Here is an 8,615-nt window from a genome sequence, read left to right as displayed (position 1 = left end):
AAGGTTAACGACGGTTAGATTCACCTCTTACACAGCACCTCTAAAAAACAAAACGGGGCAAATGGCCCCGTTTTAGTATTAGCTTAATAGCGAATTAGAATGTTGCGCGGTAGCGTACACCAAATTCGCTTGCATCATTGCTCTTGATCACAAGTAGGTAATCACCAGTATTTAAGCGTGCATCATCATAACGCTCATCAAAGACGTTACGACCGTATAGTGATACGTCCCAGTTTGCATTTGCAGGCGCGTAAGAGATATCGAAGTTCACTGTTGTGCGGCTATCAACTTGCGTCATGCGAAGTGGATCTGAGCTTGGCTCACCGTACATGCTGTCACGGAAAGATACGTCAAAGCGGCTTGTTATTGTCGCGTTGTTTTCAAGTTCAAACGAATATGACGGGCTAAGTGATGCAGTCCACTCTGGTGTAAGCGGCGCAACTGGCTTAACGCCATTTTGTTCTTCAACGTCTACGTCCATAAAGCCAAAGCTTGAGTGAAGCGTGAAGTTATCAGTTACGTAATAGGTGCTTTCAAATTCAACGCCGCGAGACGTTTGCTCGACGATCAGGTTATTGGTATCAAAACCAGTCTCTGTTGACGTGTTTACTTGGTAAGGTAGGTCGTCATACTCGGTGTTGAAAAATGCCACACTCATGCTGAAATCATCTGTTAACTGGCCTTTGAAACCAGGTGCTGTGTAAGAGGTGAATCTAACCGTCGTTAACCTTTAATTTCATATGTTCTTTTACTTCGTTCAGTTACGTATTGCTAAGGTTAATGAAACCTAAGAAGGCACCGTATCCAGCACCTTCACCAGTGGTGGAAGCAGATACCATAGATCCTGCAACCCCGAGCTGTACAGCAAACTCACCAGCAGCAGTCCAACGGGAAGGTTGAATTTGCAGGACAGATTGGCCAGGGCCAGCCGGCTGATCCATTCACTTACGGCATATAGTCCTCCTCTTACTCCTCGATGTCTGTTCCATCGTTTTTTCCCCTTTCCAGCGGCTTTATTTGTCCATGTCAGCCAGCCGTCAGGCCCACCACATGTCCGTTGCCGGTTCCTCTATCATCACATCTTTTAAGTTCTTCACCGCTGCTTGAATCCTTCCTTAATGGACATGATCGGATCTTCGTGTTCAATACTTACGACATGATCATATCCGTAACGTTCTTAGAGCACTGATGATATTGGACCATTCTTCCGTACCGTGTCCGTAACCGACCGAACGGAACGCTCCACGCTCTTGTCTGCACGTTTCCGTAATGGTCTGCATGTCGGTCAGGCCGTACATGTTCACATTCTCTTGATCGATGTACGTATCTTTTGCGTGGAAGTGGTGAATGGCGTTCGCTGTACCCAGAATCTTGATCGCTGCAACAGGATCGATGCCCTGCCACCACAAGTGACTCGGATCCAGGTTCGCACCGATGGCATCGCTTGTCGCTTCGCGAAGCTTCAGCATCGTGTAAGGCGTGTGGACTAAGAAGCCGGCATGCAGTTCAAGACCGATTTTCACGTTATGTTCTTCAGCGAACTCCCCTTGCTCTTTCCAGTAAGGAATCAGCTTCTTCATTCCACTGCCATTCAAGCACATCGGAATATTCCGGTGGCCACGGAGTTACCGGCCAGTTCGGAGCGGTATCGTTTTCGTGTCCACCCGGTGTACCGGAGAACGTATTGACGACAGGGACATCCATCAAGCTTGCCAGTTTGACCGTTTTAACGAAGGCTTCATGAGACTCTTCTGCAAACGCTTTATCCGGTGAAATCGGGTTGCCGTGGCAGCTGAAGGCACTGATCGTCAGGCCTCGGTCATGGACTTTCTTGAAGTATTCTTTACGCTTTTCTTCACTTTCCAGCAGTTCATCCAGATTGCAGTGAGCATCTCCTGGATAGCCTCCTGTCCCGATTTCGACGGCTTTCAAGCCGGATTCTTTCGCATGATCCAGCATGTCTTCAAACGATTTATCGGAAAATAGTACAGTAAATACTCCTAGTTTCATTCAGCAATCTCCTCCTGCCTAGGTTATAGTTTAACACTTGTTCCTGTTTCACTGCTTTGATAGATTGCTTCCATCAGCCTGGTTACTTTCAGCGCCTGCTCCGGTTTTACGACAAGTTCTGTCCTTGCCGAGGCAGCTGTCGATAAAGTTCTCCGCTTGAACGAGACCCGGCTTCCGGTTCGCCTTCACGGCATTTTCGCTGTGCTGGTCGAATAAGGCACCGTATTTCGCTTGATATAAGTTCAAACGGATAGACACTGAGGCCGCCATCCACACCTGAAATGGTCAAGGTTGTATGGTCTTCCTTAATGTTCGCTGCCCATGAGCATTCAAACTGCATGCGACTCGCCATTTTCAAACGTGATGTAACTTGTCACATGATCATCTACGTTGAACGTTTCATGATCAAAAGCTCCCCAGTCATTGACCTGTCCTGGAGTCTTGCTCAACCGGTCATAAGTTCGTGCCCATCACTTCAACTGGTTTCGGATCATCCAGCAGCCAGAGAGCAAGATCAAGCAAGTGACAGCCGAAATCGATCAAGACTTCCTCCACCTTGAAGATCCTTATTCGTGAATACACCCCAGCCTGGAACTTTACGGCGGCGCATCGCTTGAACTCTCGTTACGAGAGGGTCTCCGATTTCATTGTTCAGCATTGCTTTCTTTGCAAGCTGCGCTTCTGGTGTATAACCGGTAGTGGTAAGCAATCGATAAGAAGGCGGTCATTTTTCTCTGCCGCTTCGATCATCGCTTCACACTCTTCCGTCGTCATTGCCATCGGTTTTTCACAGAGCACGTGGACTCCAGCTTCAAGAGCTGCAACCGCAATCTCTGCATGGAACTTGTTCGGCGTACAGATCGTTACAGCATCCACTTCTTGCGAACAGATCTTTATAATACTGAAAAGACGTAGGGGATATCGAATGTCTCCGCTACTTCTTCCGCCCGGTCACGGTTCACATCCTGGACAGCGGTTAATTCTACTTTCTCCGTTTAATTCAAGGAAAGAGGGAATATGCCTCGCTTGGGCAATTCCCCCTGCTCCAATGATTCCCATTTTCAACCGAGTCATTTAGTGCACGTTCTCCATACTGACTGATTTGTCTCCGTTTCCCCTGAGCGGAGCGCAGCGAGGATGACTTCAAGTGATTTCATACCTTCTTCTCCTGTAATCAGCGGTTCCGTATCATTGAGAATGCTGTCGACGAAGTGATCGATGACGTGCGAATTGCTCTGTCCGCCTTCGTCGTTGGATTGGATTTTCCCAAGCTGATAATTGACGATATCCCCGTTCGTATACTGGGCAATCAGGGAGTACTCAGGATCGTCTTCAAGACGCAGCGTTCCCTTCTCTCCGTAAATGACTGTGCGAGTTGTCCTCGCTCGGTATTGTACGCCCAGCTTGCTGCCATTGTTCCGACGATGCCGTTCTCGGAACGGAGGATGCAGACCGCATTATCATCGACCGTGATATCTTTCTTCGCGTTGTTCTCGACAAAGCCGGCTACATCGACGAATTCCTGTCCAAGGATGTAGCGGAGCAGGTCGGCTTTATGTACACCTAAATCACCCATGGCACCGATGAAAGCCTGATCCTTCTTGAAGAACCAGCTGTCTTCCCCTTCGGCACTCCAGCCTTCCGGTCCGCCGTGCCCGAAAGCCGTACGGAAGCTGTACACTTTCCCGATTGCGCCGGACTCAATCAGTTCTTTGGCTTTCTGATGGGACGGAACAAAACGCTGGTTGTGAGCAATCATCAATTTCTTTCCGCTCTTTTCTGCCGCATGCAATCATTTCCTCCGCTTCTTCTCTGGAAGTAGCCATCGGCTTTTCACAGAGGACGTGCGCACCCTGCGTTCAGAGCGGCGATCGACACAGGAGCGTGCAGGTAGTTCGGCAGGCAGACGCTCACCGCATCTACTATCTTCTTTTTCTAAAAGATCTTCATAATCGGTGTATAGATTGTAGCGCCATACAATTGCGCCTACTTTCCGGGCACGTTCTTCAACGATATCACAAACCGCCTTGATTTCCACATTTTCATTCGCTTCGTATTCCAGCAAGTGACGGTTCTGAGCGATACTTCCGCATCCAATTACAGCAACTTTCAATATTGTCATCGTTACAGCTCCTTTATGATTTACTCGTAATGTTTTCTAAAGGCTGGGCATTTCCATAAACCGGCTGTCGGCGTGTCTGCGTTACGGCACGCAGTTCACACCGTTGCGGATGACTTTTTGTACTTCTTTGTTGTAATAGGTCGGATACGTTTCATGACCTGGACGGAAATAGAAAATCTTTCCGCGTCCGCGTCGGAACGTGGCACCACTACGGAACACTTCGCCGCCTTCAAACCAGCTGACGAAGACCAGCTCATCCGGCGCAGGAATATCAAAATGCTCTCCGTACATCTCTTCTTTTTCCAGTTCGATGTACTCCCCAATCCCTTCAGCGATCGGGTGGGTGGGATCGACGACCCATATGACGTTCTTTCTCATCGGCTTCGCGCCATTTCAAGATCACAGGAAGTGCCCATCAATTTCTTAAACGGTTTGGAAAAATGGCCGGAATGAAGAACGACAAGTCCCATCCCGTCAAGGACACGCTGCTTCACCTTTTCAGCAATCTCATCCTGGACTTCGTCGTGGGCTTTATGGCCCCACCATACGAGGACATCTGTTTCGGCAAGGACTTCATCTGTCAATCCATGCTCCTCTTCATCGAGGGTGGCTGTTTTCACATGGGCATGATCTTCGCCCAGAAATTCTGCAATTGCGCCGTGAATGCCGTCGGGATAAACATCAGCAACGACCTGGTTTTCTTTTTCATGTCGATATTCGTTCCATACTAGTACATTCATTCTTTCCATCTCCTTTTCCTTTATCTCTGTTTGATTTTCTATGGATCATGCTTTTTTCTGTCTGCTACGCTCCGGCCTGCAGGACGACTCCCGTTCCACGATTCTTGTAGGGATGATCATGCTTTTCTTGACCATATCCGGACGTTTGAGCAGGTCGATCAAGCTGGAGGCTGACTCATGTCCAAGCTGAATCGCCTGCGTATCCACCGTCGTCAACGGGGGATCAGCGAGTCTTGACACCACCGTATTGTTAAAGGCGGCGATACTCATCTGTTCCGGAATGGACACTCCTCTGCGGGACAAGGACCGCATAACTGTGAGCGCATTGTATTCGTCAGTGAAGATTAAAGCTGTCGGTATCTTTTCAAGGACCAGGAGCTGTTCAGCAACCTGATCGGGATCCTGTTTGTCTGATGGATCATTTTTCAGCCATTTTTCATCAACCGGCAGCCCCTGATCCTTCATGGCGGCGCGATATCCTTCCAACCGGTCGCGGGCGACTTCAAATTGGGAGTTGCCTCCGACATATCCGATTCTTTCGTGGCCAAGTCCAATCAAGTACCGGGTCATTTCCTTACTGGCCTCTACGTTATCGTTGTCTACATACATCGTCTCTCCCGGTCGATCGACAGGCTTTCCAAGCACAACAAAAGGAAAGCTCGGATTCTCTTAAAAACGGAACGACTTGATCGTCTTCCCTGGAGTAAAGCACGAGCACACCGTCCACACGTTTTCCCTGGACCATCTTGACGACTTCCTGAAAAATCGCTTCCTCTGTATTCCCTGTTGTCAGGTACATGCTGTAGTCCCGTTCATGGCAGGCATCACTGATTCCTCGTAACAATTCGGAGAAAAACGGATTTTCGAAAAAGTGATCAGAAGAAACTTTCGTTACGATGCCGATGGTCTGCGTGGACTGGCTGACAAGGACACGGCCGTTGTAATTCAGGTGATAGCCAAGATCATCCATGACTTTCCGGACTTTCCGCTTCGTTTTTTCACTGATTCTCGGACTATCCGAGATGACACGGGATACGGTAGATGGCGCGACGCCGGCCTTTTTGGCCACATCCTTGATTGTTACGGACACGTTCATCTACCTCCCTTCTTCGTTTATTTAACAGCACCCTCTGATACACCATTGATGATCTGCTTCTGTGCGAAGAAGTATCCGATGATGACCGGCAGGATGGCAATGGTAAGTCCAGCCAGCGCCAGGTGCCACTGTTTCGTATATTGCCCGAAGAAATAGAACATTTTCAACGGTATGGTTGCGTTGGATTCATTAAGAACAAGGGATGGAAGCAGGTAGTCGTTCCAGATCCAGATGACATTCAATATAGCTACCGTAACGGAAATCGGTTTAAGCAGCGGGAAAATGATGTACCAGAATGTCTGGAAGCGGTTCGCTCCATCGATGATAGCCGCTTCATCCAGGGATTTCGATACTCCTGTCATCGCTCCGTGATAAAGGAAGATGGAAAGACTGCAGCCGAATCCGAGATACATGAAAATCAATCCGCCGGCATTCAGCATGTCCGCCTGTCCAAAGATCGATACAAGCGGAATCATGACCGACTGGAACGGAATAAGCATCGCGGCCACAAAGATGAAGAAAATCACACTGCTCAGCTTACTTTTATTTCTCGCCAGCGCATAACCGGCCATGGATGAAAACAGGATGATGATCGCAATACTGAACCCTGTAATCATGAGCGAGTTGAAAAGAGACTTCAGGAATTCAAGATCAACAAACGCTTCGACGAAGTTTTCAAAAACCGGTTCACTCGGAAATCCGAGTACCCCGCTGAAAATGTCCCGCTTCGTTTTGAACGCATTGACAATCATCAGGTAAAATGGCGAGATCCAGATCAATCCAAGCAGAAGGCCGAGGATTTCTATCGATAGTAAATTTCTTCTCTCTTTGTTCTTCTTCATTACATCTCAACCTCCCGCTTCTTGTTGTAATACACCTGAGTCAATGCAATCACAGCAACGATCAGGAAGAAAATAACCGCTTTTGCCTGGGCATAGGCCATATCGTTGTCAGAGAACGCTGTACGTACGATTTCCATCGCTACCATCTGCGTGGAGTTGAATGGTCCACCGTTGGTCAGGGACAAGTTCTGGTCGTAGATCTTGAAAGCCATGGACAATGTAAGGAACATACTGACCGTAAACGCTGGTGCGACCAGGGGGAACGTAATATTTTTGAAGCGTTGGAAACTGCTTGCTCCATCAATTTTCGCCGCTTCAATCAGTTCTTTCGGAATGTTTTCAAGGTAAGCAATGTAGATGATCATGATGTAACCAGCCATCTGCCACGCTGTCAGAATGACAAGACCCCAGAAGCCGGTATTTGTGGTGGACAACCAGCCTTCAAAACCTTCGATTCCTGTAATTCCGGCAATATCACCGAACACACTGATGAAAATGAACTGCCAGATAAACCCGAGGATCAATCCACCGATCAAGTTCGGCATAAAGAAGACGGTCCGCAGAAGACTGCTTGATTTAATATTCCGTGTCACAAGCAGGGCCAGGCCCAGTCCCATCACATTAAGCAGGACGACCGTAATGAGGGCAAATTTCACAGTGAACCATATGGAATCCACAAATTCACTTTCCTGAAACAGGTTGATGTAGTTCTCAAACCCGATAAAAGCTGTAGCCGTAATTCCATTCCAGTCTGTAAATGAATAGAAAAGACCGTAGAAGAATGGGATGACGACGACAATCCCCAAACCAAGAATAACCGGTGTCAAAAACAGCCAGAATGATAAGCTGCGGTTCTGCATGTACAACTCCTCCAATACATGATGCGGTAGATGCCGCTGGTTATGGTATCGATTTCATAAAAGAATCAGGATCAAAACATCCCATCTATTAACATACTTACTTCAGCAAATATCCTAATAGAGGAGAGTTTTATAGTTCCGGCAGCTGGCATGGCCGCCGCCGGTCACCAACATCCATTTACTGACGGGCTTTCTCCCAGGCTTCTGTTGCTCTCTTCTCCACTTCTTCCCAAGTGATATCGCCGGCAATGTATTCCTGCATCGCTACACCCATCGCGTCTTCTGTCCAGCCTGTAGGAGCGCCGAGGAAGACCCATCCAAGTGTATTGCCTTCACTTGCGTACTCGTAGATCTGCTGGGAAATCGGATCGGCAATTTCAAGATCCTCGTACCCTTCGTAAGCAGGAATGAATTTGAACTCTTCTGTTACGAATTTCTTACCTTCTTCAGATGTGTACATCCAATCAAGGAAGTCTTTACTTGCTTGAACCACTTCATCTTCAGACTCTTTGTTCACAACCCAGTAGTTTGGCACACCGACAGGGATGCTGCCTTCATAACCTTCCACCGGAATAGGCAGGATGCCTACGTTGTTTTGAGCGAATTCTTCATCCATGGATTCAACGGTATTGTATACCCAGTTCCCCTGCTGGATCATAGCTACTTTTCCAAGGGAGAAGTTTTCTTCCACCTGCTGGGAATAATCAAGGCTCAAAACAGGCTGGACGGAATAATCTTTCTGGAGATCGGTGAAACGTTTCATCTGATCACCCATTTGGAATTCGACTGTATCGGCTTCATAGGCTTCCGTCACACTATGATTGAACTCATCCGCCAAGTATGCGTTGGAAAGGTGGTTCCCAAGTACCCACTTCTCTTTTGCTGCGAAGGCGATGGTGCTGGATACGGTGCCTACTTACAGGTTCCAACACCTTAGCAATACGT

14 protein-coding genes and 1 pseudogene are annotated in these 8,615 nt (G+C 48.0%); all 15 read right to left on the bottom strand.

Features of this window, described 5'->3' with window-relative positions; all coding sequences use genetic code 11:
* Nucleotides 1-94: 94 nt before the first annotated feature.
* A pseudogene (locus ACXAC4_RS19430) lies at nucleotides 95-685 on the bottom strand (TonB-dependent receptor domain-containing protein); the annotation flags it as partial.
* A 76-nt stretch (nucleotides 686-761) separates the two neighbouring features.
* Nucleotides 762-941 (bottom strand): hypothetical protein, encoded by a 180-nt coding sequence (locus ACXAC4_RS19425; protein WP_475164834.1) that lies wholly within the window; start codon nucleotides 939-941, stop codon nucleotides 762-764.
* Nucleotides 942-1,160: 219 nt separating this feature from the next.
* Nucleotides 1,161-1,580, bottom strand: a complete 420-nt coding sequence (locus ACXAC4_RS19420; protein WP_475164831.1) for a sugar phosphate isomerase/epimerase family protein — start codon at nucleotides 1,578-1,580, stop codon at nucleotides 1,161-1,163.
* Nucleotides 1,534-2,010, bottom strand: a complete 477-nt coding sequence (locus ACXAC4_RS19415) for a sugar phosphate isomerase/epimerase family protein (RefSeq protein ID WP_475164829.1) — start codon at nucleotides 2,008-2,010, stop codon at nucleotides 1,534-1,536. Before ACXAC4_RS19415 ends, ACXAC4_RS19420 begins: the two co-directional genes overlap by 47 nt.
* Before the next feature lie 651 nt (nucleotides 2,011-2,661).
* Nucleotides 2,662-2,886, bottom strand: coding sequence for a Gfo/Idh/MocA family protein (locus ACXAC4_RS19410; RefSeq protein WP_475164827.1), 225 nt, complete (start codon nucleotides 2,884-2,886; stop codon nucleotides 2,662-2,664).
* A 194-nt stretch (nucleotides 2,887-3,080) separates the two neighbouring features.
* The gene (locus ACXAC4_RS19405) at nucleotides 3,081-3,353 is read right to left on the bottom strand and encodes a hypothetical protein (protein WP_475164836.1); all 273 of its coding nucleotides are present in this window, start codon (nucleotides 3,351-3,353) and stop codon (nucleotides 3,081-3,083) included.
* Nucleotides 3,320-3,802 carry a Gfo/Idh/MocA family protein gene (locus tag ACXAC4_RS19400; protein ID WP_475164826.1) on the bottom strand — a complete coding sequence of 161 codons (483 nt, stop codon included), beginning with the start codon at nucleotides 3,800-3,802 and terminating at the stop codon, nucleotides 3,320-3,322. Before ACXAC4_RS19400 ends, ACXAC4_RS19405 begins: the two co-directional genes overlap by 34 nt.
* The gene (locus tag ACXAC4_RS19395; protein ID WP_475164823.1) at nucleotides 3,803-4,132 is read right to left on the bottom strand and encodes a Gfo/Idh/MocA family oxidoreductase; all 330 of its coding nucleotides are present in this window, start codon (nucleotides 4,130-4,132) and stop codon (nucleotides 3,803-3,805) included.
* A gap of 81 nt (nucleotides 4,133-4,213) precedes the next feature.
* On the bottom strand, nucleotides 4,214-4,510 hold the full coding sequence (locus ACXAC4_RS19390; RefSeq protein ID WP_475164822.1) for a ThuA domain-containing protein: 297 nt from the start codon (nucleotides 4,508-4,510) through the stop codon (nucleotides 4,214-4,216).
* The gene (locus ACXAC4_RS19385) at nucleotides 4,507-4,881 is read right to left on the bottom strand and encodes a ThuA domain-containing protein (protein WP_475164820.1); all 375 of its coding nucleotides are present in this window, start codon (nucleotides 4,879-4,881) and stop codon (nucleotides 4,507-4,509) included. Before ACXAC4_RS19385 ends, ACXAC4_RS19390 begins: the two co-directional genes overlap by 4 nt.
* 36 nt (nucleotides 4,882-4,917) lie before the next feature.
* Nucleotides 4,918-5,481, bottom strand: coding sequence for a substrate-binding domain-containing protein (locus ACXAC4_RS19380; protein ID WP_475164819.1), 564 nt, complete (start codon nucleotides 5,479-5,481; stop codon nucleotides 4,918-4,920).
* On the bottom strand, nucleotides 5,462-5,968 hold the full coding sequence (locus tag ACXAC4_RS19375) for a LacI family DNA-binding transcriptional regulator (RefSeq protein ID WP_475164817.1): 507 nt from the start codon (nucleotides 5,966-5,968) through the stop codon (nucleotides 5,462-5,464). The genes ACXAC4_RS19380 and ACXAC4_RS19375 overlap by 20 nt, the downstream gene beginning before the upstream one ends.
* A gap of 17 nt (nucleotides 5,969-5,985) precedes the next feature.
* Nucleotides 5,986-6,810, bottom strand: a complete 825-nt coding sequence (locus tag ACXAC4_RS19370; protein ID WP_474969724.1) for a carbohydrate ABC transporter permease — start codon at nucleotides 6,808-6,810, stop codon at nucleotides 5,986-5,988.
* The gene (locus ACXAC4_RS19365) at nucleotides 6,810-7,670 is read right to left on the bottom strand and encodes a carbohydrate ABC transporter permease (protein WP_474970865.1); all 861 of its coding nucleotides are present in this window, start codon (nucleotides 7,668-7,670) and stop codon (nucleotides 6,810-6,812) included. Before ACXAC4_RS19365 ends, ACXAC4_RS19370 begins: the two co-directional genes overlap by 1 nt.
* Before the next feature lie 178 nt (nucleotides 7,671-7,848).
* A complete protein-coding gene (locus ACXAC4_RS19360) occupies nucleotides 7,849-8,433 on the bottom strand; it encodes an extracellular solute-binding protein (protein ID WP_475164816.1) in 585 nt (194 codons plus the stop codon).
* Nucleotides 8,434-8,615: the final 182 nt, after the last annotated feature.

Source organism: Pseudoalteromonas sp. AWM4_233, from assembly GCF_056158285.1.
Note: the sequence above shows the minus strand (reverse complement) of the source record. Positions and strands in the feature narration are given on the sequence as shown.